Annotated in this window: 18 protein-coding genes; 15 read left to right on the top strand and 3 right to left on the bottom strand. The window is 52.6% G+C overall.

Annotated features, from left to right (window positions below):
• Nucleotides 1–170: 170 nt before the first annotated feature.
• Nucleotides 171–1,109, bottom strand: a complete 939-nt coding sequence (locus tag Q1Y74_RS01170; protein WP_300811863.1) for a ribose-phosphate pyrophosphokinase — start codon at nt 1,107–1,109, stop codon at nt 171–173.
• Nucleotides 1,110–1,631: 522 nt separating this feature from the next.
• Between Q1Y74_RS01170 and Q1Y74_RS01165 the strand changes: the two genes are divergently transcribed.
• The 5 genes from Q1Y74_RS01165 (at nt 1,632) to Q1Y74_RS01145 (ending at nt 10,200) form a co-directional block, all read left to right on the top strand.
• Nucleotides 1,632–2,687: an alcohol dehydrogenase gene (locus tag Q1Y74_RS01165; protein ID WP_300811892.1), complete on the top strand. Its 1,056-nt coding sequence runs from the start codon at nt 1,632–1,634 to the stop codon at nt 2,685–2,687.
• Nucleotides 2,684–3,490, top strand: a complete 807-nt coding sequence (locus tag Q1Y74_RS01160; protein WP_300811862.1) for an RNA methyltransferase — start codon at nt 2,684–2,686, stop codon at nt 3,488–3,490. Before Q1Y74_RS01165 ends, Q1Y74_RS01160 begins: the two co-directional genes overlap by 4 nt.
• 159 nt (nt 3,491–3,649) lie before the next feature.
• Nucleotides 3,650–8,011: a DUF5113 domain-containing protein gene (locus tag Q1Y74_RS01155; protein WP_300811861.1), complete on the top strand. Its 4,362-nt coding sequence runs from the start codon at nt 3,650–3,652 to the stop codon at nt 8,009–8,011.
• Entirely contained in the window at nt 8,001–8,729 is a 729-nt protein-coding gene (locus tag Q1Y74_RS01150; RefSeq protein ID WP_300811860.1) for a DUF5932 domain-containing protein, read from the top strand. The genes Q1Y74_RS01155 and Q1Y74_RS01150 overlap by 11 nt, the downstream gene beginning before the upstream one ends.
• Nucleotides 8,722–10,200, top strand: a complete 1,479-nt coding sequence (locus Q1Y74_RS01145; RefSeq protein WP_300811859.1) for an AbgT family transporter — start codon at nt 8,722–8,724, stop codon at nt 10,198–10,200. The genes Q1Y74_RS01150 and Q1Y74_RS01145 overlap by 8 nt, the downstream gene beginning before the upstream one ends.
• 103 nt (nt 10,201–10,303) lie before the next feature.
• Here Q1Y74_RS01145 and uvrB read toward each other — a convergent pair whose 3' ends face one another.
• Nucleotides 10,304–12,352, bottom strand: a complete 2,049-nt coding sequence (gene uvrB / locus Q1Y74_RS01140; protein ID WP_300811858.1) for an excinuclease ABC subunit UvrB — start codon at nt 12,350–12,352, stop codon at nt 10,304–10,306.
• A 139-nt stretch (nt 12,353–12,491) separates the two neighbouring features.
• On the opposite strand from uvrB, the gene Q1Y74_RS01135 reads away from it, so the two are divergent.
• From Q1Y74_RS01135 to Q1Y74_RS01095, 9 genes are all read left to right on the top strand, one after another.
• On the top strand, nt 12,492–13,790 hold the full coding sequence (locus Q1Y74_RS01135) for a phenylacetate--CoA ligase family protein (RefSeq protein ID WP_300811857.1): 1,299 nt from the start codon (nt 12,492–12,494) through the stop codon (nt 13,788–13,790).
• A gap of 166 nt (nt 13,791–13,956) precedes the next feature.
• A complete protein-coding gene (locus Q1Y74_RS01130; protein WP_300811856.1) occupies nt 13,957–14,382 on the top strand; it encodes an amino acid-binding protein in 426 nt (141 codons plus the stop codon).
• Between the two features lie 196 nt (nt 14,383–14,578).
• On the top strand, nt 14,579–15,403 hold the full coding sequence (bamD, locus tag Q1Y74_RS01125) for an outer membrane protein assembly factor BamD (RefSeq protein ID WP_300811891.1): 825 nt from the start codon (nt 14,579–14,581) through the stop codon (nt 15,401–15,403).
• Nucleotides 15,404–15,420: 17 nt separating this feature from the next.
• The gene (locus Q1Y74_RS01120; RefSeq protein ID WP_300811855.1) at nt 15,421–15,756 is read left to right on the top strand and encodes a DNA-directed RNA polymerase subunit omega; all 336 of its coding nucleotides are present in this window, start codon (nt 15,421–15,423) and stop codon (nt 15,754–15,756) included.
• A complete protein-coding gene (locus Q1Y74_RS01115) occupies nt 15,756–16,214 on the top strand; it encodes a DUF4293 domain-containing protein (RefSeq protein ID WP_300811854.1) in 459 nt (152 codons plus the stop codon). The genes Q1Y74_RS01120 and Q1Y74_RS01115 overlap by 1 nt, the downstream gene beginning before the upstream one ends.
• A 144-nt stretch (nt 16,215–16,358) precedes the next feature.
• Nucleotides 16,359–17,045, top strand: coding sequence for a TrkA family potassium uptake protein (locus Q1Y74_RS01110; protein ID WP_300811853.1), 687 nt, complete (start codon nt 16,359–16,361; stop codon nt 17,043–17,045).
• A 60-nt stretch (nt 17,046–17,105) separates the two neighbouring features.
• Entirely contained in the window at nt 17,106–18,890 is a 1,785-nt protein-coding gene (locus tag Q1Y74_RS01105) for an ATP-binding protein (RefSeq protein ID WP_300811852.1), read from the top strand.
• A gap of 84 nt (nt 18,891–18,974) precedes the next feature.
• Nucleotides 18,975–19,622, top strand: a complete 648-nt coding sequence (locus tag Q1Y74_RS01100) for a response regulator transcription factor (protein ID WP_300811851.1) — start codon at nt 18,975–18,977, stop codon at nt 19,620–19,622.
• 75 nt (nt 19,623–19,697) lie between these two features.
• Nucleotides 19,698–21,284, top strand: coding sequence for a hypothetical protein (locus Q1Y74_RS01095; RefSeq protein ID WP_300811850.1), 1,587 nt, complete (start codon nt 19,698–19,700; stop codon nt 21,282–21,284).
• Nucleotides 21,285–21,800: 516 nt separating this feature from the next.
• Here Q1Y74_RS01095 and Q1Y74_RS01090 read toward each other — a convergent pair.
• Nucleotides 21,801–22,976: an MFS transporter gene (locus Q1Y74_RS01090; RefSeq protein ID WP_300811849.1), complete on the bottom strand. Its 1,176-nt coding sequence runs from the start codon at nt 22,974–22,976 to the stop codon at nt 21,801–21,803.
• Nucleotides 22,977–23,369: 393 nt separating this feature from the next.
• Between Q1Y74_RS01090 and Q1Y74_RS01085 the strand changes: the two genes are divergently transcribed.
• Nucleotides 23,370–24,133, top strand: a 764-nt coding sequence (locus Q1Y74_RS01085) for a site-specific integrase (protein WP_300811848.1), incomplete at its 3' end; no start/stop codon positions are given.

Here is a 24,133-nt window from a genome sequence, read left to right as displayed (position 1 = left end):
CGTCTTGGCGGGCGATAATTTCTTTTAACTCCTCTAACTCTTGCAAGTTTGGCTTCGTCAATTTTCAATTCGGTAAAACCGAAACTCAAGAAAAAGTGAAAGAGGGCGTGTCAGTGAAAATGTTGACACGCCCTCTTCTTATGCGTTAATTAAATGATTTAGCAATCTTATCAGATGATGTATTGCGAACTGATGGATTCGTTGTTCATCACGCGGCGGATGGTTTCGGCAAACATGTCGGCAATGCTTAGCTGTTTTACCTTGGCGCATTTCTTGGAGTAGGGGATGCTATCGGTGAACACCATTTCCTCCAGACCCGATTCCTGTACACGGAACGAAGCCGGGTCGGACATTACACAGTGGCTGGCAATGGCACGTACGGACTTGGCTCCGGCTTCCAGCATGATGTTGGCTGCCTTGGTGATGGTACCGGCCGTGTCCACAATGTCATCAATCAGTACTACGTTTTTGTCCTTCACGTCGCCGATAATCTGCATGCTGGCTACGACGTTGGCTTTCTCCCGCACCTTGTTGCAGAGCACCAGCGGGGCGCCCAGATATTTGGAGAAGGTACTGGCGCGTTTCGAGCCACCCACGTCCGGCGTGGCTATCACCAGATTGTCCAGCTTCAGTGATTCGATGTAGGGGAGGAACACGGCGGAAGCGTAGAGGTGGTCCACCGGGATGTCAAAGAAGCCCTGAATCTGGTCGGCGTGCAGGTCCATGGTAATCAGGCGGTCAATGCCGGCCACCGAGAGCAGGTCAGCCACCAGTTTGGCACCGATGGATACACGCGGTTTGTCTTTGCGGTCCTGACGGGCCCATCCGAAGTAGGGAATGACGGCTACAATGCTCTTGGCCGATGCGCGTTTGGCTGCGTCAATCATCAGTAGGAGTTCCATCAAGTTGTCAGAGTTGGGGAAGGTGGATTGTACCAGGAATACGTGCGATCCGCGGATGGATTCTTCGTAGGATACGGCAAATTCGCCATCGGCAAAGTGGGTGATGTTCATGTTTCCCAGAGGGCAACCAAGGCTGGCGCAGATTTTCTCTGCAAGGTATCTCGAATTTGTTCCGGAGAATACCATAAAAGGTGCTTTTTCGCTCATTGCTGTTGTAATAGATGTTACCTATTTGTTATTATGCGTACAAAGGTATGAATTTCTCATTACATAACGCAACACTTATTGTGGAAATTTTGATTTCCCTTTCTTTCTGTTATGTGTAGGTTGTCAGCCGACGAATGGGCGGAAAGGCGGATGCCTGCTTTGGACGAAGGAGGAAGGACGACTGCCTTGTGCTGACTGTATGTCATCCGCAGTCTTCCGTCCGATTCGCCAGATTCCGTAGCATAAGGTGTTATCTTATATGTAAAAGCGTAGCGGATGGCTCTATGTGTCGTTTTTATCTGGTGGACAATTCTTGCTCATGGCCAGTGGCTTGTCAGTTTTAACGATGTAAAGGTTGCAAGGAGCAAACACAGTAAGGGGTGGCTTACCGGATTTTCGGTTTCGTTTACGTACCTATTGGCTCGAAATATCTTTTTCTGAAGGAAGGATTAGGGCGCTACGATATAAATCGTTATTTTTGGCAACCGGAAAAAACAGTTTGTTATGGACAAGAAAGATAGTATGTTGGCATATACTTATGTGGAGCGGGGGAGGTTTGCCTTGAAGGAGAAACCTGTACCCGGACTGAAAGAACCGCACGATGCCCTGGTGCGTGTAACCCTGGGGAGCATCTGTACCAGCGACCTGCACATCAAGCATGGAAGCGTGCCCCGGGCAGTGCCTGGCATTACTGTGGGACACGAGATGGTAGGCGTTGTGGAGCAGGTAGGCAGCGGAGTGACCACTGTGCGTCCGGGTGACCGGGTGACGGTGAATGTGGAAACCTTCTGCGGCGAATGCTTTTTCTGCCGGCAGGGCTATGTGAACAACTGCGAAGCCCCCGACGGTGGATGGGCGTTGGGATGCCGCATTGACGGCGGACAGGCGGAGTACGTGCGTGTGCCCCATGCCGACCAGGGGCTGAACCGTATCCCCGAGGGAGTGAGCGACGAACAGGCCCTCTTTGTGGGCGACATCCTCGCCACGAGCTTCTGGGCCGCGCGTATCTCGGAAATCAAAGAGGACGACACGGTGCTGATTATCGGTGCCGGGCCTACGGGCATCTGTACGTTGCAATGCGTCCGGCTGAAGCGGCCGCGTAGGGTTATTGTATGCGAGAAGGCCGAAGAACGTACCCGCTTTGTGTGCACCCATTATCCCGAGGTGCTGGTCGTGGGTCCCGATGATTGCCGCGACTTCGTGCTGGCGCATACCGCTCACGGCGGAGCCGACGTCGTGATAGAAGTGGCAGGCGCCGATGATACCTTCCGCCTGGCCTGGGAGTGTGCCCGCCCCAATGCGGTGGTCACGGTGGTGGCCCTCTACGACCGTGCGCAGGTACTCCCGCTGCCCGACATGTACGGCAAGAATCTCACCTTCAAGACGGGCGGGGTGGACGGATGTGACTGTGACGAAATCCTCCAACTCATTGCCGGGGGCAAGATTGACACTACCCCCCTTATTACCCATCGTTTCCCCCTGTCGGAGATTGAAGAAGCCTACCGCATCTTCGAGAACCGGCTGGACGGAGTCATCAAAGTGGCGGTTGAAGGACCGGCGGGAGGAACGGGCAGATGAACATTATTGAAATCACATCGCTTGCACACCCCGGCGTGGAGGTGTTCGGTGCGCTGACCGAAGCCCAGTTACGCAACCGCCTTGAACCGGACAAGGGCATCTTCATTGCCGAGAGTCCCAAGGTCATCAGTGTGGCACTGGATGCCGGCTACCAGCCACTTGCCCTCCTCTGCGAGCGCAGGCACATTGAGGGCGACGCCGCTGCCATCATTGCCCGTGCGGGCGACATTCCTGTCTATACCGGCGGGCGCGAGTTGCTGGCCAGTCTGACGGGATACACTCTGACTCGTGGCGTGCTTTGTGCCATGCGCCGCCCTTTGCCCCGCCCGGTAGACGAGGTTTGCCGCAAGGCACGGCGCGTGGTGGTCATCGACGGGGTGGTGGACACGACCAACATTGGGGCCATCTTCCGCTCGGCTGCCGCTCTGGGCATCGACGGCGTGTTGCTGACTCCCAACTCGTGCGACCCCTTGAACCGTCGTGCTGTGCGGGTGTCCATGGGCTCGGTCTTTCTGGTTCCCTGGACGTGGCTGGAGGCTCCCCTCCGTAGCCTTCACGACCTGGGCTTTCGCACAGCAGCCATGGCCCTAACGGACAACTCCGTATCCATTGACGACCCTCGTCTGGCTGCCGAACCGCGTCTGGCCATCGTGATGGGAACCGAGGGCGACGGCCTGCCCTGCGAAACCATTGCCGAGGCCGACTACGTGGTGCGCATCCCTATGTCGCACGGCGTGGACTCGCTCAACGTGGCCGCCGCTTCTGCCGTAGCCTTCTGGCAGCTTCGTGCAAGGGAATCATAACCCCTGCACCGGGCTGTCCATTCGTCAGTTTCTTTTTTGGGGGGGGTGAATAGAGTGGGGGAGAACCAAAGTCGGAAACACTTGGAGCAAAAAATACGTCAGCCTTCATGGTCTGTACCGAATTATTTGTAGCTTTGCTTTGTGAAACATTCCTTCCTTATGATATGGATAGCGGGGTTGCTGTACGTAGGTATGTCGGCAGTCTCTTGCGGCGATACTGCTCCAGCCGGCGAGGTGTCTCTTGTCGACTCTCTCAATCAGGCTGCCTATCAGTTCCGTTACAAGAATCTGGACTCTTCGTGCCATGCTGCCGGTCGTGCCTATCAGGCAGCGCGCCTCTACCGCTCGGGTAGGGCGGCTGCTTGCAACAACCTGGGCTTTTGTGCTTTCATGCGCATGGATTTTGAGAAGGCCGAAGAGTGGCACCGCCAAGTATATGGTCTGACTAAGAACGAACTGGAGTTGCTGGTGGCTGATGTTGGATTGATGAAAATCTATCAACGTACTGCTCTGAACAAGGAATTTTACGATTACCGTAACAGTGCCTTGCGCCGCATGAAGCGCATTGCCGAGGACCGTGAGCTTTTTGTAGACCGTTACGAACGCATGAGACTCAATTATGCTTGTTCAGAGTTTTACATTGTTTCTGCGGTATATTATTACTATCTGCAGCAACGCCCCGAAGCTTTGGAGTGCATTGCTGCAGTGATTCGGAACGAGAAGTTGCTGGCTGATACCAATCAATTGCTTTATTACCATTATATTAAAGGAGCGGCTTCACTGTTGGATACAGATTCTTTGGAGCGTCGCAAGTTGCATGACTTCGACGAATTATATACTACCTGGCGAATGGCTTCGCGTCGGGGATATCCTTATTTTGAGGGAAACGGTGTACAAGGGTTGGCTAACCTGATGGCTGCTCCGGAGGATTACGCATTTTTTCAGGAGCGCCGCAAACATGTATTGCAGCAGTTCGGATTGCCTGTAGATACGTTGTTGCCTCTGCGTTTGGGGCAGTTGGCTTTACAGAAATTCCGGAGCTATAACGACCTTTATCAGATAGCCGGGGCATACGTTTCCATTGGCAAGTATCTCAATGCTCATGGTCGCTATGCCGAAGCACTTGACACCTTGACGCTTGCTTTAGAGTGTGTCAACGACCACCATCGCCGTTTCTATCACTGCGAGGACAGTCTGGACTGGCTACAGACTTACGGCCACCGCTCTACGTTTAGCGTTGAAGAGGCTTGGATGAAGCAGAAATTGAAAACGGTCCCGGAATGGATTTCGCGCATTCGCGAACAACTCAGCGTTACTTATGCCGGGTTGGAACTGAAGGAATATTCCGATTACAACCGGAATGTGTATCTGGACATCCTGGATGAGACCCGCCAAGACAAAGAGCTGGAGAGCCGCTACCAGGCTTTGGAACATGAGGCTGCCCAGCTGAACATGCTGCTGGTTGCTGTCTTGGTAGGTTTGGCAGGTATTCTGTTGTTTTTCTGGGGATTCAACCGGCGAGCTAAGGTGCGTAGCCGTATTCATCTTCATCGTCTGCAGCAGGTGTTGGAGGTCTGTCAGCAGATAACGGCTTCCATCCCGTCCGATGTACAGACTGAAGATGAGATAGCCTCGGCCATTCTTTCCTCTGTTACTCCCCAACTGGAGGAACTGTTTGGCATGAAGGGTATTGGTATCCGTAACAGGCAACTCTCTTTTCCGCGACGTCCTGGCAAGGAGATGTGTGCCATAGCCAATGTCATCAATCCTTATATCCGCTGGGCGTTAGAGAACGGAATGACGTCCATCAGCCTGGGCGATGAGTGCCGGCGGTTGGAGGAGCAACGCTACATACACGAGTTGCACATTGCCAGCAACAAACGGCAGAATGTGGTGAAGAAAGCATGCTTGTCCATTGTAAACGGTATTCATCCGTTTATAGACCGTATTGTCAACGAGGTTCACAAATTGGAGCGGAACGGATTTATGGACAATGAGGTTGTCAAACAGGAGAAATTCCGTTACATTGACGAACTGGTGACCACCATTGTAGAATATAACGACATCCTGGCCCTCTGGATTAAAATGAAACAGGGTAGCCTGAGTCTGAATATTGAGACATTCAACCTGAACGAGCTGTTCGATCTTCTGCGCAAAGGAGGCCGTGCTTTTGAGATGAAGCGTCAGACTCTGTTGGTAGAGCCTGTTGACCTTTGTGTGAAAGCCGACAAAGCTCTGACTCTTTTTATGATTAACACACTGGCCGAGAATGCCCGTAAGTATACACCCCGTGGCGGTACGGTGAAGGTCTATGCCCAAAGCGGCCCGGACTATGTGGAAGTTTCTGTCGAAGATAACGGAGTGGGCCTTTCGGAAAGCGATGTGGCTTGCATTGTGGGTGAGAAGGTCTACGATTCCAATAAGATTGGCCTGGATACGGCGTCCGACCGCGAGGAGCTGCGCCGGAACAAAGGAGGGGGCTTTGGCCTGATTAACTGCAAGGGTATCATTGACAAGTATCGTAAGACAGACAGCCTTTTCCACGTGTGTCTGTTCAGTGTGGAGAGTAAGGTGGGGCAGGGAAGCCGTTTCTATTTCCGCCTGCCTTTGGGCGTGCGCAAGACCGTGATGCTGTTGGCTGTCCTGTTTTTCGGCGTATGGACTGTCCGTGCGGGAGTGCAGACGTCTCCGGCAGTTTCCGATGCGAGGGATGCTTACGAGGTATTGCTCGATTCTGCTTTCACTTATGCCAATGAGGCTTATTATTGCAACATAGACGGCGAGTACGAATGGGCTTTGCAATACATAGATTCGGCCATGATGTGCCTCAACGCCCATTATCAGCGTTATTCTGTCCGCCCCAGTGCCTTTATGACCTTGAAGGGGCAAGGTTCTCCCGCCGAGTTGGCTTGGTGGGACGAACCTTTCGATTCCGATTTTCATATCATTCTCGACATTCGCAACGAGGCGGCGGTGGCCTTTCTGGCCTTGAAGCAATGGGAAGCCTACAGTTACAACAACGCTGCCTATACTGCTCTCTATAAATTGCTGGGTGAAGACCGTTCGCTTGAGGACTATTGCCGGCAGTTGGAGCGCTCCACCAACAACAAAGTAGTAAGCATCTGGATGTTAGTACTACTCGGCCTCATTCTGTTGCTGGGCTACTACATCCTTTATGTCCGCAAACGGTTGCTCAACCGCTGGAACCTGGAACAGGTACTTGAGATCAACAGGCAAGTGTCTGCGGCCTCCCGCGTCACGGCGGCCGATGCTGCCGGCAGCCTGCTACCTGCCGGAGAGGCCTCATTGGACGCTATTCCACGCCGCATTGTCGATGCCGCTTTCGATACCATCAATGAACTGCTGCCCATAGACCGCCTTGGCATCGCAGTCTATAACGAAGGAACGTCTCGTCTGGAGCTGGTGCTCAAGCCTGACTTTGCAGACGAAACTGCGGCTGCGCCACCGGCCGAATGGCTGCAGCAATGTTTGGAGAAGCGTGCGTGTCTAAGTCACGGCTCCTGGCTGGCCTTCCCGTTGGTGGTTGAGGTAGGAGGAGGCTGTCGCAGTGTAGGGGTGCTCTGTCTGGAGCTTCGCGATGCGGCAGGGCAACCCAGCGGACGTTTGTTGCTCGAACTGGTGGCCCGCTATGTAGCCATTGTGCTCTACAATTCCGTCATTAAGCTTTCTACCCAGTATCGTGACATTGAAGAGGCACAGGACGAGGCCCGTCGTGCCTCATGGGAGGGAAGCTTGCTCCATGTGCAGAACATGGTGCTGGACAATTGCCTCTCGACCATTAAACACGAGACGGTTTACTATCCTAACCGAATCCGCCAACTCATGTCCCAGCTGTGTGCTGGCAGGCTTACTGCGGATGAAGAGCGCGAGACGGTCAAGGCTGTGGGCGAACTGATAGAATATTATAAAGGTGTGTTTACCATTCTTAGCCGTTGTGCTTCCCGTCAGTTGGAGGAGGTTACTTTCAGGCGTACATCTATGCCGGTGGCTGTTTGCTTTGAGGCTGCCTCCAAGTACTTCCGCAAGCATATCCGCGGCTTCTCTTCGCCGCCCTCGCTGGTCGTTGCCGGTGTGGACGAGTTGCGTGACCTCTATGTGTCGGCCGACCGCAATCTGTTGTGTTTCCTACTGGAGAATCTGGTCGACGAGGCACTTTCCTGTCCAGAACCGGGAGAACTCCGCCTGCACGCTCAGGCCGACGGGGATTTTGTCCGTTTTCTGTTTACTGACACTCGCCGTTCCAAGACGCAGGATGAACTCAACCAATTGTTCTATCCCAGCCTGGCACGGATGGCAGGCGACGGTCACGGACGCTTGCGAGGCACCGAGTACTTGGTATGTAAGCAGATTATCCGCGACCACGATGAATTTGCAGGACGCCGCGGGTGCCGCATTAATGCCGAGATGGCTCCCGGTGGGGGCTTTACGGTCTATTTCACCCTGCCTCTTGTCAGGGTACATACGAACGATTATCAAGAAAACAAGTTATATGGAAACTAAGAAATTCAAGGTCATCATTGTAGAAGATGTCAAACTGGAACTGAAAGGTACGGAAGAAATCTTCCGCCACGAAATACCCGATGCCGAAGTCATAGGTACTGCCATGACCGAGCAGGAGTTCTGGACGCTGATGCAGCAGTCCGTTCCCGACCTCGTTCTGCTTGATTTGGGACTTGGCGGCTCTACAACCATCGGGGTTGAAATCTGTCGAAACATTTTCCAACGTTATCCCGGTGTGCACGTACTCATTTTTACGGGCGAGGTGCTGAACGAACGGTTGTGGGTCGATGTGCTCGATGCCGGTGCCGACGGCATCATTCTGAAGACGGGTGAACTGCTCACGCAGACCGATGTACGGGCAGTCATGGCAGGCAAGAAGCTGGTGTTCAATTATCCGATTCTTGAGAAGATTGTGGAGCGTTTCCGTCGTTCGGTACTTAATGATAGCAAGCGGCAGGAAGCGTTTATTTCCTACGATATAGATGAGTATGATGAACGTTTTCTGCGCCATCTGGCCTTGGGCTATACCAAGGAGATGATAGCAGGCTTGCGTGGGATGCCTTTTGGAGTCAAGTCGCTTGAGAAGCGGCAGAGCGATTTGGTGAGCCGCCTCTTTCCTGCGGGCGAACGGGTGGGAGTGAACGCTACCCGGCTGGTGGTCAGGGCCATTGAGCTTCGCATACTGGATGTGGACAATCTGCAGGCCGACGATGAATAGTGCCGCTCCCATATCTGCCGGCGGCCGGTGGCGTATGCTCCATCCGGCCACCCTGTTTCTGCTGCTGACGCTGGTGGTGGTCTTCCTCTCGTGGATATCCGATGTTTACGGACTCAGTGCCATTCAACCTGATACAGGCCGCGAGATTCGGGTACAGAGTCTGCTCAGTCCTGAAGGATTGCGTTGGTGGCTGCGTCATGTAATCACCAACTTTACAGGTTTCACTCCATTGGGCATGGTCATTGTGGCCATGTTCGGTATCGGTGTGGCCCGGCATTCCGGTTTCTTGGGTGCCTGCATCCGGCGGTTGAACCGTCGGGCTGTCCGCCCCGGACGCATGGTGGCGTCAGTGGCGCTGGCAGGGTTGCTTTCAAGTGTGGCGGGCGATGCGGGTTACGTTCTTCTGCTTCCCATAGCTGCTATTTTGTTCCTTTCCGTCGGGCTGCATCCGGTGGCCGGTATCGTCACGGCTTATGTCTCCGTGTCGTGCGGTTACAGTGCCAATCTGTTTGTCAGTACGCTCGACCCTCTGCTGGCGGCCATCACCCGCGAGGCGGCCGATGCGACCGATGTCTCGTCCGGCCCCTTGGGGCCTTTGTGCAATTATTATTTTCTGGCAGTTTCTGTCCTGTTGTTGTGGTTTCTCATCAGTCGCATTACCTGCCGCAGTCTGCTGCCTGCCTTGGGCAGTTACCATGGTGTTTCTGCCTTTACGGGTCACAAGCCTTTGTCTCATAAAGAACGGCGTGCGTTGCTTATGGCTTGGGTGGTCGGTGCGCTTTATGCGGCTCTTGTGATGTGGGCTACTTTTTCTCCCTGGGGCATTCTGCGTGGTTTGGACGGCAGCCTGCTTCGCTCACCGTTCATGGCAGCTATCCTGTTCCTGCTTTCATTCGGCATCGGTCTGATGGGGATGGTCTATGGCTTTGTTTCGGGGCGTTACCGCACCGATGCCGATGTGGCCGACGGCCTGACCCAGCCCATGCAGCAGCTGGGTGGCTATTTTGTCATGGTATTCTTCGCCTCCCAGCTGTTTGCCTGCCTGGAGTATTCCCGGCTTGACCGTTGCGTGGCCATCCTGGGAGCCGATTTTGTCTCTACCATCCATTGGGGAACGTTGGGTACACTGGCCGTTTTTATTCTCTTTACAGCAGTAGTCAACCTGTTTATGGTGTCCGCCACATCCAAGTGGGCGTTCATGTCTTTCATCTTCGTTCCGGTACTGGCCGGTATGGGCATATCGCCCGAAGTGGCCCAATGCGCTTTTCGCATCGGAGACAGCTCTACCAATGCCCTCACTCCATTCATGTTCTATATGCCGTTGGTACTTACCTATATGCAGCAGTACGACTGCCGTTCGACTTACGTCACCCTGCTGGGCTATACGTGGCGATATTCTGTGGCTATCCTGTTGGCATATACAGCTCTGTTTCTGCTTTGGTATGTCAGCGGACTTCCGTTGGGGTTATAGGCTTTTTCTTTGAATCTCCTTGCTTTTGCCTCCGAGCCTCTTTGGCGTTGCCTCCGGGCCTCTTTGATGTCGCCTCCGAGCCTCTTTGGCAAGAGCTTCGGATTCAGGCGTCTGTTTTCTCTTTCAGCATATCTTCCAGCTTGAGCAGTTCGTCGCGATACTGGGCGGCTTCGATGAAGTCCAGCTTCTTGGCGGCCTCCTGCATCTGTTTGCGGGTACGTTCGATGCTCTTCTGCAATTGCTCTCGGCTCATGTGGCTGATAATGGGGTCGGCGGCGGCGAGGGTGACAGTCTCTTGTTCGATGTAGGGACGCGGAACAGCGGCCTTCGGGCGGTCATCCTCGGCCATTTCGGCATTGACCAGTACGTTCAGGTTGCGGGCCTTCCTGATTTGCTGCGGGGTGATGCCGTGCTCTTCATTGTACTTCAACTGTTTCTGGCGTCGGCGGTTGGTTTCGTCGATGGTGAGTTGCATGCTTTCCGTTATCTTGTCGGCATACATGATGACCCGTCCGTTCAGGTTGCGGGCGGCTCGTCCGGCGGTCTGCGTCAGCGAGCGGTGGGAGCGGAGGAAGCCTTCCTTGTCGGCGTCGAGGATGGCTACCAGCGAGACTTCGGGCAGGTCCAGTCCTTCGCGCAACAGGTTGACGCCGATAAGCACGTCATACTCGCCGTCGCGCAGGGCGCTCATTATCTTGATACGTTCCAGGGTGTCCACGTCGCTGTGGATGTAGTTGCAGCGGATGCCGTTGTTCAGCAGGTATTCCGTCAGTTCTTCAGCCATGCGTTTGGTAAGGGTGGTGACCAGGGCGCGTTCGTCGCGCTCGATGCACATCCTGATTTCTTCCATCAGGTCGTCTATCTGGTTGAGGCTGGGACGCACCTCGATGGGCGGATCGAGCAGACCGGTCGGACGGATGACCTGTTCCACGACGATGCCTTCGGATTTGGCCAGCTCGTAATCGGCCGGTGTGGCGCTGACGTAGATGACCTGGCGGGCCATTTCCTCAAACTCTTCAAACTTCAAGGGACGGTTGTCCAAAGCGGCGGGCAGGCGGAAACCGTATTCCACCAGATTGGTCTTGCGGGCACGGTCGCCGCCGTACATGGCTCTGATTTGAGGCACGCTGACATGGCTCTCGTCGATGACAATCAGGAAATCTTCGGGGAAAAAGTCCAGCAGACAGTAGGGCCGTGTGCCAGGCGCACGGCCGTCGAAGTAGCGGGAGTAGTTCTCTATGCCCGAGCAGTGCCCCAGCTCGCGCAGCATCTCCATGTCATAGGTGACACGTTCCTTCAGCCGTTTGGCCTCCAACAGCTTGCCTTCCGATTCAAACCACTGCACCTGTTTCTGCAAGTCGTCTTCTATCTGATAGATGGCATGTAAAGTGCTCTCCTTGGTGGTCATGAAAAGATTGGCGGGATAGATTTTGTAGCTGTCGAAGCTGGCCACGGTAACGCCGCTGACAGGATCCACTTCCTGAATGCCGTCTACTTCATCGCCCCAGAACTCAATGCGCAGCAGATTGTCGGCATAAGCCAGATAAATGTCTACGGTGTCGCCCTTTACGCGGAAGTTGCCGCGGTTGAGGTCTACATCGTTGCGTACGTAGAGGCTGTCCACCAACCGGCGCAGGAGCACGTTGCGGCTCAGGGGCTTGCCCTGCTGCACCTCGATGACGTTGTTGTAGAAGTCGGCAGGATTGCCCATGCCGTAGATGCACGACACGGAGGAGACCACCACCACGTCGTTCCGCCCCGAAAGCAGGGCGGAGGTGGCGGCCAGACGCAGCTTGTCTATCTCGTCATTGATGGCCAGGTCCTTCTCGATATAAGTGTCGGTCGAAGGCAGGTAAGCCTCCGGCTGGTAGTAGTCGTAGTAAGACACGTAGTATTCCACGGCATTGTGCGGGAAGAAGGCCTTGAACTCGCTGTAAAGCTGGGCGGCCAGCGTCTTGTTATGGCTCAGTATCAGGGTGGGCTTGTTGATGTTGGCAATGACGTTGGCAATGGTGAAGGTCTTGCCCGAACCGGTCACCCCAAGCAAGGTCTGTGCGGGCAATCCCTCGCGGATTCCTTCGGTCAGTTGGGCGATGGCCTCCGGCTGGTCGCCGGTAGGCTGGTAGGCGGATGTCAATTCAAATTTGTTCATTTTTGCTCATTGGGGACGCAATATTCGGTAAAATCTTTGAGATAAACAAAAAAAATTGTTTCTTTGCGAAAGTCAATAGCCAACAGACTGGCTTTTACACGACTCATATTATATCTAACAATTAAATACAACGAAAAACATGATTTGGAATGAAAGCATTGAATGCATGGACCGGGAGAGCCTCCGGAAGATACAGAGCATTCGCTTGAAGAAAACCGTGGAGCGCGTCTACCACAGCACTCCTTTCTACCGTAAGAAAATGCAGGAACTCGGCATTACCCCCGATGACATTAACGACATAGACGATATCGTGAAACTGCCGTTCACGACGAAATACGACCTGCGGGACAACTATCCCTTCGGCCTCTGTGCCGTGCCGATGAGCCAGATTGTACGCATCCACGCCTCGTCCGGCACAACGGGCAAGCCTACCGTGGTGGGTTACACCCGCAAGGACTTGTCGGCATGGTCGGAATGTCTGTCCAGAGCCTTTACGGCCTACGGGGCCGACAGTTCGGACATCTTCCAGGTGTCCTACGGCTACGGACTGTTTACGGGCGGTCTGGGTGCCCATGCCGGTGCGGAGAACATCGGTGCGTCCGTCATCCCCATGTCCAGCGGAAACACAGAGAAACAGATTACGCTGATGCACGACTTCGGCTCCACCGTGCTGTGCTGCACGCCTTCCTACGCCCTCTACCTGGCCGATGCCATCAAGGACTCCGGCCTGCCGCGCGAAGAGTTCAAGCTGAAGGCGGGTGCCTTCGGTGCCGAGCCGTGGACCGAGAACATGCGTAAGGACATCGAAGCCAAATTGGGTATCAAGGCGTATGACATTTACGGACTGAGCGAGATAGCCGGCCCGGGTGTGGGTTACGAATGCGAATGTCAGAACGGTACGCACCTGAACGAAGACCACTACTTCCCCGAGATAGTCGACCCGAAGACACTGGAGCCGGTAGCACCCGGACAGACGGGCGAACTGGTGTTTACCCACCTCACCAAAGAAGGCATGCCGCTGTTGCGTTACCGCACGAAGGACCTCACCGCCCTGCATTACGAAAAGTGTGCCTGCGGACGTACACTGGTGCGCATGGACCGCATTCTGGGCCGCAGCGACGACATGCTCATCATCCGCGGCGTGAACGTATTCCCGACTCAAATCGAGTCCGTCATCCTGGAGATGCCGGAGTTCGAGCCGCACTATCTGCTGTTGGTTGACCGCAAGAACAATACGGACACCATGGAACTGCAAGTGGAAGTACGTCCGGACTTCTATTCGGACGAAATCAACAAGATGCTGGCCATGAAGAAGAAACTTACCGCACGTCTGCAAAGCGTGCTGGGCCTGGGCGTGGACGTACGCCTGGTAGAGCCGCGCAGCATCGAGCGCAGCGTAGGCAAGGCCAAGCGTGTGATTGACAACCGGAAACTGTAAGTGAGCCCCCTCTGACTCCCCCCGAAGGGGAGAAACCCTGCGGAAGGGGATGAGGAGTTAAAGGCTAAAAGAATGGAGAATGAAGAATCTACTAATCATTAACCATTTATCATTAATCATTCACTATTAACAAGTAATGAATACAACCTTAAAACATTGATAGATTATGGTAGCGAAACAACTTTCTATTTTTCTGGAAAACAAGTCGGGCCGTCTGACAGAAGTGACGGAAGTTCTTGCCAAGGAAGGAGTGAACCTTTCTGCATTGTGCATTGCAGAGAATGCGGACTTCGGAATCCTGCGTGGCATTGTTTCAGAGCCCGAGAAGGCATACAAGGCTTTGAAGGACAATCATTTTGCCGTAAACGTAACCGATGTGGTAGGCATCAGTTGCCCGAACATACCCGGTTCCTTGGCCAAAGTGCTGCGTTTCCTTTCGGACGAAGGCGTGTTTATTGAATACATGTACTCCTTTGCCAATGGACAGACCGCCAATGTCATCATCCGTCCCAACGACATGGATAACTGTATCCGTGTGCTGACGGAAAAGAAAGTGGATTTGCTGGCCGCCAGCGACCTGTACAAACTGTAACGGTAATACTTTAGTGTATGATAACAAAAGCCCAAAGGGAGCGGACGGTTGTCCTTTAATTCCTTTGGGCTGTTTTTGGGTGTCAAGCCTGCTGTTTTACTCTCTATCCTGTCGGCTTTTTGAAAAATTAAGTCTTGTTCAGTTGCTTTATTTCGTGCGAACCTCTATCTTTGCACATCATTTTGGAGTAAAACTAATGAAGAAGAATATCCTACTAACACTGCTGGCAATCTTGCTGCTCTCCTCGTGTGGAGAATACAACAAACTGCTGAAAAGCACGGATCCAGAATACAAGTATGAAGCGGCAAAGACCTATTTTGCAAAAGGTCAATACAACCGTTCGGCAACCTTGCTGAATGAGCTGATTGCCATTCTGAAGGGAACGGACAAGGCGGAAGAATCGCTTTACATGCTGGGCATGTGTTATTATAATCAGAAGGATTATCAGACTGCCGCACAGACTTTCATTCAATACTATAATGTTTATCCGCGTGGAACCTTTGCTGAATTAGCCCGTTTCCATGCAGGCAAGGCCTTGTATCTGGATACGCCGGAGCCACGTTTGGACCAGTCGGGTACATATACTGCCATTCAGCAGTTGCAGATGTTTATGGAGTATTTCCCGGAAAGCTCCAAGAAGGAAGAAGCCCAGAATATGATATTTGCGCTGCAAGATAAACTGGTGATGAAAGAGTTTCTTGCCGCCCGGATGTATTATAATTTGGGTAACTATTCGGGCAACAACTATTTGTCTTGTGTTATAACTGCCCAAAATGCGCTGAAAGATTACCCTTATACCAACCTTCGTGAAGAATTGTCCATCCTTATTTTGCGTGCCAAGTATGAGATGGCCATTTATAGTGTAGAGGAGAAACGTGCCGACCGTTATCGTGAAGCCGTGGACGAATATTACGCTTTTAAGAATGAATTTCCCGAGAGCAAGTACTTGAAAGAGGCTGATCGCATTTTCCAGAATTCATCGAAAATGTTGGGAGATGATAATCAAGATGATATTGACTAATAATAAATAAAAGAATTATGGATTACAGAAAGACGAATGCTCCTACTACCACAGTGACCCGTGACCTGATGGAGCTGTGTGAGGATACAGGCAACATCTACGAAACTGTGTCGATTATTGCAAAGCGTGCTAACCAAATCAGTGTGGAGATAAAAAACGACCTTTCCAAGAAATTGGCCGAATTCGCTTCTTATAATGACAATCTGGAGGAAGTCTTTGAAAATCGCGAGCAGATTGAAATTTCCCGTTATTATGAAAAGTTGCCGAAACCGACTTTGATTGCCACGCAGGAATATTTGGAAGGAAAAGTTTACTATCGTAACCCTTCTAAAGAAAAAGAAAAATTGCAATAATGATACAGCGTATTCAATCTGTCTATTTGTTGTTGGCCGCTATCCTGCTGGGAGTGGCTCTTTGTATGCCTATGGGACAGTTCCTGGCGCCGGATAATATAACCTCCATGGTATTCAAACCGCTGGGGGTCTCACTGACCGACGGCAGTTTGCAGTCCACGTGGGGCTTGTTCGGAATATTGTTATTGAGTGCCATAGTGGATTTGTGTACCATATTTCTGTTCCGCAATCGTATGTTGCAGGTACGCATGTCCATTTTTAGTTCCATTCTGCTGATAGGGTTCTATGTGGCATTTTTTATTTTCATGTACATGTTGAAGTCGAACCTGGAAGCGGCTTCTTTCCGCGTCGGATGGGCGCTTTGTTTGCCGGCTGTATGCATTATTCTGAATTATCTTGCGTTCCGTGCCATTTATCGTGACGAATTGATGGTTAAGGCTATGGACCGTTTGAGATAATACGTTTTTGATAGAGTTTTCGGGATACGGATTTATACGGGTAAAAGATTGATTGTCCGTATAACTGTGTCCCTTTTTTGTTTCTAAAGGGAAGACTGCTGCTTGGATAGGGTTGCTTCTTTTGATTTGTAATTTGTAATAGCGATGAAATATATCATTATCGGCTTGGGAAACTACGGCCATGTGCTTGCCGAGGAATTGACGGCGTTGGGCCATGAAGTGATAGGGGCGGATGTCAGTGCCACCCGGGTAGAAAGTCTGAAAGATACGGTTGCGACCGCCTTCGTCCTCGATGCTACCGACGAGCAGGCTTTGTCTGTGTTGCCGTTGAATACGGTAGATGTGGTGATTGTGGCCATTGGTGAGAATTTCGGTGCTTCCATACGTGTCGTGGCCTTACTGAAGCAGCGGAAGGTGAAGCACATCTATGCCCGTGCCATTGATTCTGTCCATCGTTCAGTGCTCGATGCTTTCGGCCTTGACCGTATTCTTACCCCTGAGGAGGATGCTGCCCGGGGGGTGGTGCGCTTGTTTGAGTTTGGTGCGGATATGGAGACTTTCCAGATAGATCAGGAATATTACGTGGTCAAGTTTACAGTCCCGGCCAAACTGGTTGGCTATTATGTGAGTGAGTTGAAGCTGGACGAGGAATTTGGTTTGCAACTGCTTGCCTTGAAGCGCGAGGAGAAGCTATGCAATTGCCTCGGAATCTCTTATGTGGATCACAATGTTGTAAATACGTTGCCTGCCGACACCCAGATTAAGGAAGGTGACCAGCTGGCCTGTTACGGCCGTTACAAAGATTTCCAGAAGTTCTGGAAAGCGCTTTGAGTGAGCCATCGGCCGGAGTTCCTGTCCGCAGAGTTTTTTCATTATTTCAACTATGCAGTTATGGGTAAAAGAAGAGGGCTGTCATTGCTTTGTTTGCTGTTTGTTTGGGCCGCGGTGGCAGCCCGGAATGACTCTCTGCGCATTGTCCGTTCTTTGGAAATTGCCGATTCGCTTTATCAGGTAGGGCGTGTCGATTCGGCTCTTGTTATCTGTCGCAATCTGGTTCCGACTGTCCGCAGCCTCGGGCAGGCTGATGTCAAGGTGTCATTCTATACGTCACAAGGTGTATATCTGCGTTCCTCGGGTGCCTTGCAGGAGGCCGTCGGTTCTTACGATGAGGCCTTGTCATGTTTGGACAGTCTGGATTTCTCTGTCGAGGATGAACTGCAGAGTGCTGTGGTGCTTTATAACAACCTCGCCGCCTTGCATTTGGATATGAAGTCTCCCGAAAAGGCCGGCGAATATGCTTTGCGTGCAGCCACATTGGCAGACAAGTGCTCCGACAAGGCTTTCCGTTCCCAGATTTATGCGGTAGCCTCCTCCGTTTTCATATCCTGCAAGCAGAATGACCGGGCCAAGGAATATCTGATGAAGGCTATGGAGTTGTCTCACGAAGTGCGGCAATTCGATGCGGAGCTGAATGCCTTGACCTATTACCTCCTGATAGTGGACAGGGAAGGCGCTTCCTCGGCCCAGATGGAACCATATATGGCCCGGGCCGAAGCCCTGTTGCCGCAGGTGTCGTCGGTGATGAGCCTGATTAATTACTATCAGGTGCTTTATCTGATGCACAGCGGTCATAAGAACTATCGCGCTGCGATTTCCACCTCTCAGAAGTTGCTGGGAATAGAAGAGGTGAAGAATTATCCGTTCCTTCAGTATGATGTCTACAACAACCTGCACGAGGCCTATCGGAACATGGGCGACTATAAGAATGCTTACCAGACGTTGAGACAGGCTCAAATGTTGAACGACTCTCTTTTCCAGAAGGAAAAAACGCGCCAGCTGGAAGAACTTTCGGTCAAATACGAGAGCAAGGAAAAGGAACTGGAGATTCAGAAATTGAACGAAGAAAAACGGCAGGAACGGCAGAGGCTGTATATGCTGGTGGCTGTCTTTGCCTTTGTTCTGGTCGTGTTGGGCTTGGCCATTGCCTATCTTTTACAGCGTCAGAAACTTCGTGCAGAACGCCAGAAACGCCAGTCGGAGGCTTTGGAGCATGAGTTCAGGGAACAGCAGCGGGCCACGGAACAGAAGCTGACGCGCGATTATCTGGATAAGCTGGAGCATGAACATGCCCGTCTGGCCAAAGAACTGCACGACGGCATTTGCAACGACCTTTTCTCAATCGAACTTGCCGTCCGTTCGGCAGACACCTCTGCCGAGTCTTTGGTGGAGAGCTTGCGGCAGACCCGCGAGGGCATTCGTCGTGTTTCCCACGAGCTGCTGCCTCCGGTGTTCCAGGAAGCTACCATTACCGAAGTGATAGCCAATTATCTGGACAATCTTTCCACCGCCAGCTGCCAGATAGAATTCACGACCTTGCCTCCTGAGGTAGATTGGACGGGCCTGCCGCAGTCTATGATGTTGAATGTCTACCGCATTGTGCAGGAAGCCGTGAGCAACGCCTTGAAGCATGCGCATGCCTCAAAGATATCCGTTGCATTGGAGTGGAAATTGCCCGATCTGGAGATTCGTATCCAGGACAATGGGACATACGCCGGTTCGTCCCGTCCGGGGGTGGGCATGCAGACCATGAAAGAGAGGGTGGCAGCCATGAAAGGCAGTTTCCACATGGATGTGGCGGACGGTACGAAGATAGTTGTCCGCATTCCGGTTTTTTAGCCTGCCGAAACTACGGTTTTCCGTGGGATGTGTTTCGTCTCGAATTGTTAACTTTGTCTGCAAATATAAAAAAACAGACAACCGATGGATTTTGATGTAGTTCTTGTAGATGATCATTCCTTAGTATTGGAGGGCCTTAAATCCTTGTTGAAGGAAGTCCCCGGTATAGGTAATGTCTATGCGGCGACCAGTGGAAAGGAGTTGTTGGATATGCTGAAGACCCATACTCCTTCTTTGTATATCATGGATCTGGAGTTGCCCGATGCTGATGGCTTTGCACTGGCTGCTGACATCAAGCGGATGAATCCGGTTGCCAGGATTATTGTTTGCACCATGCACGAAGAGGTATGGATTGTAAAGCAGTTGAAGCATCCAGACATTGATGCGGTTGCCTTTAAATCCTCGGGCACGCTGCCTTTGCTCGAAGCTGTCCATGCCCTGATGGCTGGCGAAACATATTATTGTCCGCGGTTCAGACAATTGTATAAGGAGACCGGCAAAGCCGAGGGAGATGCAGATTCGGCCGATATCCTGCCAACTTCACGCGAACTGGACATCCTCAAGGCAATGGCCAAGGGGATGAATACCCATGAAATATCCCAGCATCTGTTCATTTCGGAGAATACCGTAGAGTGGCATCGCAAGAATCTGATGCTGAAGTTTTCGGCACGCAATGCCACCGATCTGGTCATAAAGGCTCTGACAAAAGGTTTCCTGACCATTCCGCTCTGAATTCCTGATGGGTAGGGGGAGGGATGGGGCTGCCTTCTTTCATTGTTGCAGACATTCATTCAATATCAATTTATTATGAAAACACGCAGTCTATTATTTCTTGCGGCAATTTTGTCCCTGTGCTGGGGAAGCGCCGCACTGTCGGCAAAAGAACTTCCGGAAGACCGGCTGATGCTGGACATCCAATTTGGCGAAAAGCCTGTTGAGAATGTCAAGGGGCTTCCGGTGGAGTGGCAGGAAGAGAGTGAGGATTATTATGTTAAGTTTGACGCATCCAAGGCTACATTGCCACAACGTACCCTGGTCCTGGTCTATCAGGTGGTAGAAAAGGATTCCATCAGGGGAAAACGTTTGGTTTGGCTTTCGGACGATGAGCTGCATGGGGGCGGAGTTTCCTACTTCGAGTTGCTCGACGACAACCGGATTATCATCCGCGGTACTTCTACAGCCGATGGCGAACATGCCCGCAACCTGAAGATTGACCTGAACATGGAGAACGGTCAGGAGTATGTCTTTATCCAGACTTCCGATTCGCAGACGGGCGAGAACCACCTCATTGTCGGCACCGATGACTACTGTTTCTATTCACCCAAGAAGGAATATTCATCCGAGAACACTCCGTTCAAAAGCATCAGAATCGCTTCGGGCAAATGGTTGCAGGTGAAGCGTGCGGCTGTCTATGGCAGGGTGTTGACCCAGGACGAGATTGAGGCCATTGCCGGCGGGTCCGTTGACAGGCATGATGCCGAAGAGATGGATGCCGACCAAACCTCCATACACGGATTCTTCTTTGTGCACATCATCCTGATAGGACTGGTTGTCTGGTTCTATGTCAAGCAGAAGAAAGAACGCTTTGCACCCGTCACTGCCCATTATGTGGAAAGCATTGGGGGCGGAAGCCGTTTGAGCAAGGAGGAAGCGCGTGCCCAGGCCTTGAAGTATTTGGAAGAGGCTCACCGGCCGTGGAGTTGGGCAGAGACGGCAGACGGCGGACTGACCTGCTCCTATCCCCAGAACGGAGCCGGGCTGAAACGTTCCCGCGAAGCGCTGCTGAAGGCCATGCAGACAGGGTGTACGGACACCGACATCATTTATGAGTACAACGAGATGGCCGCTCTCCACAACCAGGCGTCGAAGTTTGTTTTCAATGGATGGTTCCCGTTTGTACTGATAGCTTTCGTGGCCATTATCGCCATGCCGTTGTTCAGTGGCGAATTTTGGCGGATGGTGTTGAGCTGGAAATACCTGGGCTATTGGATTGCACTGGCGGCGTATGCCGTGGTTTCCATGTGTCCTGCTTACATTGCCTGGAGGGGACGCGAAGTGGAACAGCCGCGTCAGCTCGCAGACAGCATGGCCAACCTGGCCGGAAATGTGGCTGCGGGGGCCGTCATGGCGGGCGAGGCTGCGTTTGCCGGGCTGAAAGTAGGTATGAATTTCTTGTCGTGGTGTCTGGCCAATTCGGTTTCACACTTCAAGGTCTATCGCAACGGTTCGTATGTGGGACGGACTACCGAGCTCAATCCGGTAGGCCTGGTTACGTTCTTTTTCGGGATTGCTGTTGTGATAGCCCTGTTCGTCGTCGCATGGACGTTTGTCATGATACTGCTCTATTTTGCGGCTGTCTATAAGTTCGTGCGCAACTACATCATCAAACGCTGATTACCCGGTTCTGTCTATTCTGATGCAGGCACAAGCCACGCTGACTGACGGGAGGAACAGACTTCCCCAAGCGTCCTCTTGCGTGGTTTGTGCCTGATTGGTTTCAGACCGTGACAGCACTTTGGGGACTTCGTGCTTTGCGTTGGACGAGGGTGGGCGGCCGTCCCGGTAGGTCGGACGCCTGCACGGTCTGTGGAGGATGCCAGCACGGTCCGTGGAGGATGTTTGCACGGTCCGTGGAGGATGCTTGCACGGTCCGTGGAGGATGCTTGCTTCGTTCGTGTGTGACGTCTGTATGCCGATGGGGCCTATTTTTATGTCTGTCGGGTGAATGATTGTGGAACCGGAACTTCGGTGCGGCATGTGGAAGGGTACAGACTCACCGGAAAAACAGTTGGCCCGGAAACCGGGTTCACGCTTTCACCTTCTTCTCAATTTGCTGGAATACAGTCCGAACCAGTGAACTTTGACGTTTCACCCTGGATTCAGCTTGTACGCTGCATGTCCCGTGTCGTCTTACTTCGTGGTGCAGGCCGTGAGCAGGGCGGCGCACAAGGTAAGCGCTGTGCCGGCGCAGGCCACTCCCGTCCATCCCCACATCTCCCAGCAGCTTCCGGCAAGGAAGGTGCCCAGCGAACCGCCTATAAAGTAGGTGGTCATAAAGATGGTGTTTACGCGGTTGGAGGCCGAGGGACATAGCTCGAAGATGCTGGCCTGGTTGCTCAGCTGTACACACTGCATGCCTATGTCTATCAGTAGAATGCCCGCAATGATGCCTGCGTACGTGTTCCCGCAGAAGTAGAGCAGGGACCAGGCGGAGAGGTTCAGGGCAAAGCCTATGTAGTTGAAGTTGCGTATGCCCACACGCTTGACGTATCCGCCCACAAACGAGGCGGTCAGTGCCCCGGCTATGCCGCACAGGCCCAGAAAACCCACCACGTCGCTCCCTGCATGGAAGGGGGCACCGGCCATTTTGAAAGCCAGACACGACCACATGGCCAGAAACGAGCCGAACACCAGCCCCGAACGTATCGAATAGATGCGCAGGGCAGGGTAGTCGCGTATCAGCAGGAAGAGTGACTTCATCAGGCCGCCGTACCGTCCTTCAAACGTCGGGCGGATGTCCGGCAATACCTTCAGCACCACCACAGCACACAGGGCCATCAGTACAGCGGCAATCAGATACATTTCGCGCCATCCCATCACATCGCCTACGTACCCGCTTACGACGCGCGAGGCCAGTATGCCGGTCAGCAATCCCGATATGACAATGCCTACGTTGCGCCCCTTGTTCTCCGGGCGTGAGAATTGCGAGGCAATCGGGACAAATATCTGGGGAATCATCGAACCGATACCTGTCAGTAGCGAAGCTGCCCACACCGTGTGAATGTTGGGAGCCCATGCGATGGCAAGCAGGGAGAATATCAGCAGGGTGAAGTTGGCAAGAATAATTATCTTGCGTCTGTACAGGTCGCCCAGCGGGACAATGAACAGCAGTCCCAGCGCATAGCCTATTTGGGTGATGACCGTTATCAGGTTGGCTTGAAACTCGGATACCCCCAAGTCGTGCCTGATCAGGTTCAGCAGGGGTTGGTTATAATAGATGTTGGCTACCGATATGCCTGCCACGATGGCAAGCGTCCATAAGATGTGTGCGGGTAGCCCGCTGTTTTCTTTCAATTCCACTTTCATGCCGCAAAGATACGGCTTTTGTTGGATTTACGGACAGGCAATTCTCAATTTGGACACTTTCTTTGACGGTCATTTTTTTACGCAGGGGTGCAGAAAGCCGGTGTGTGGCCGGATTGGGATTCCGGAAGGAGGGAAAGCAGGTTCCGCACCCATCCCTGCCGGAGATGGCAGCTTCCGTTCCGGGCGCTTGCCGGTGTCTTTGTCTGAAAATAGCCTAAAAACAGTTTCCTGTACGCACCAAATCACACGGCAGGCGTTCTGTTTAGTTGCAGTTTCCGCAAGTTTGCAATGATAAGTCTTGCATTTTGTGTAATTTGCATTCCGGTAGAAGATGCTTCATCCCGCATCGGGAAGACGTCTCTGCTGTTTTTTATTAACCCAAAAATAAGAAGTATGAAAAAAAGAAAGCTAACAACGAAACCGAAGGAAAGGTATGTGTCGTGTTTTATGGCAGAGGTCGTGGCAAATCTCCGTCAGGAGGGGCGCATGGGTACGGCTCACATATACCAGAGCACTTGCAATCGTGTGAATGAGTTCATGCAGGGGCGTCCGCTGGCATTTTCCGATGTGACTCCCGAGTGGCTGAGCTCGTTCCAGATGTTTCTGCTTGCTCGCCAACTCCGCTGGAACACCGTTTCTACTTACATGCGCATGCTGCGTGCTGTGTACTTTCGTGCGGTAGATGCAGGCATTGCCCCCTATCGCAGCCGGCTGTTCAATGGGGTCTATACAGGTACGGAAAGGTCGGTGAAGCGTGCGGTGGGGGCGGATGTCTTCCGGCGTCTGCAGGAACCGCTGTCCACAGACCACAATCTGGAGAGTGCCCGTATGCTCTTTCTGTTGCTCTTCATGCTGCGGGGCATTCCCTTTGTCGACATTGCTTTCATGCGCCGCTGCGACTTGAATGGTGATGTCATTAGTTACCGCAGGCGTAAGACGGGGTCCTCGCTGACAGTCCGGGTGGAGCCAAAGGCCATGGAACTGATACGCCAGTTGCAGAATAAGGATAAAAATTCACCTTATCTTTTTCCCTGCATCCAGTGTCCTGGAAGTGACGAATACAGGCAGTACCAACGTGCCTTGCGTACTTTTAATTACCGTTTGTATAAGATGTCGAAGCTGCTGGGTGATGCCGGATTGTTGAGCAGTTACACCGC

The sequence above is a fragment of the uncultured Bacteroides sp. genome, assembly GCF_949298305.1.
In the GTDB taxonomy this organism is placed as follows: domain Bacteria; phylum Bacteroidota; class Bacteroidia; order Bacteroidales; family Bacteroidaceae; genus Bacteroides.
Note: the sequence above shows the minus strand (reverse complement) of the source record. Positions and strands in the feature narration are given on the sequence as shown.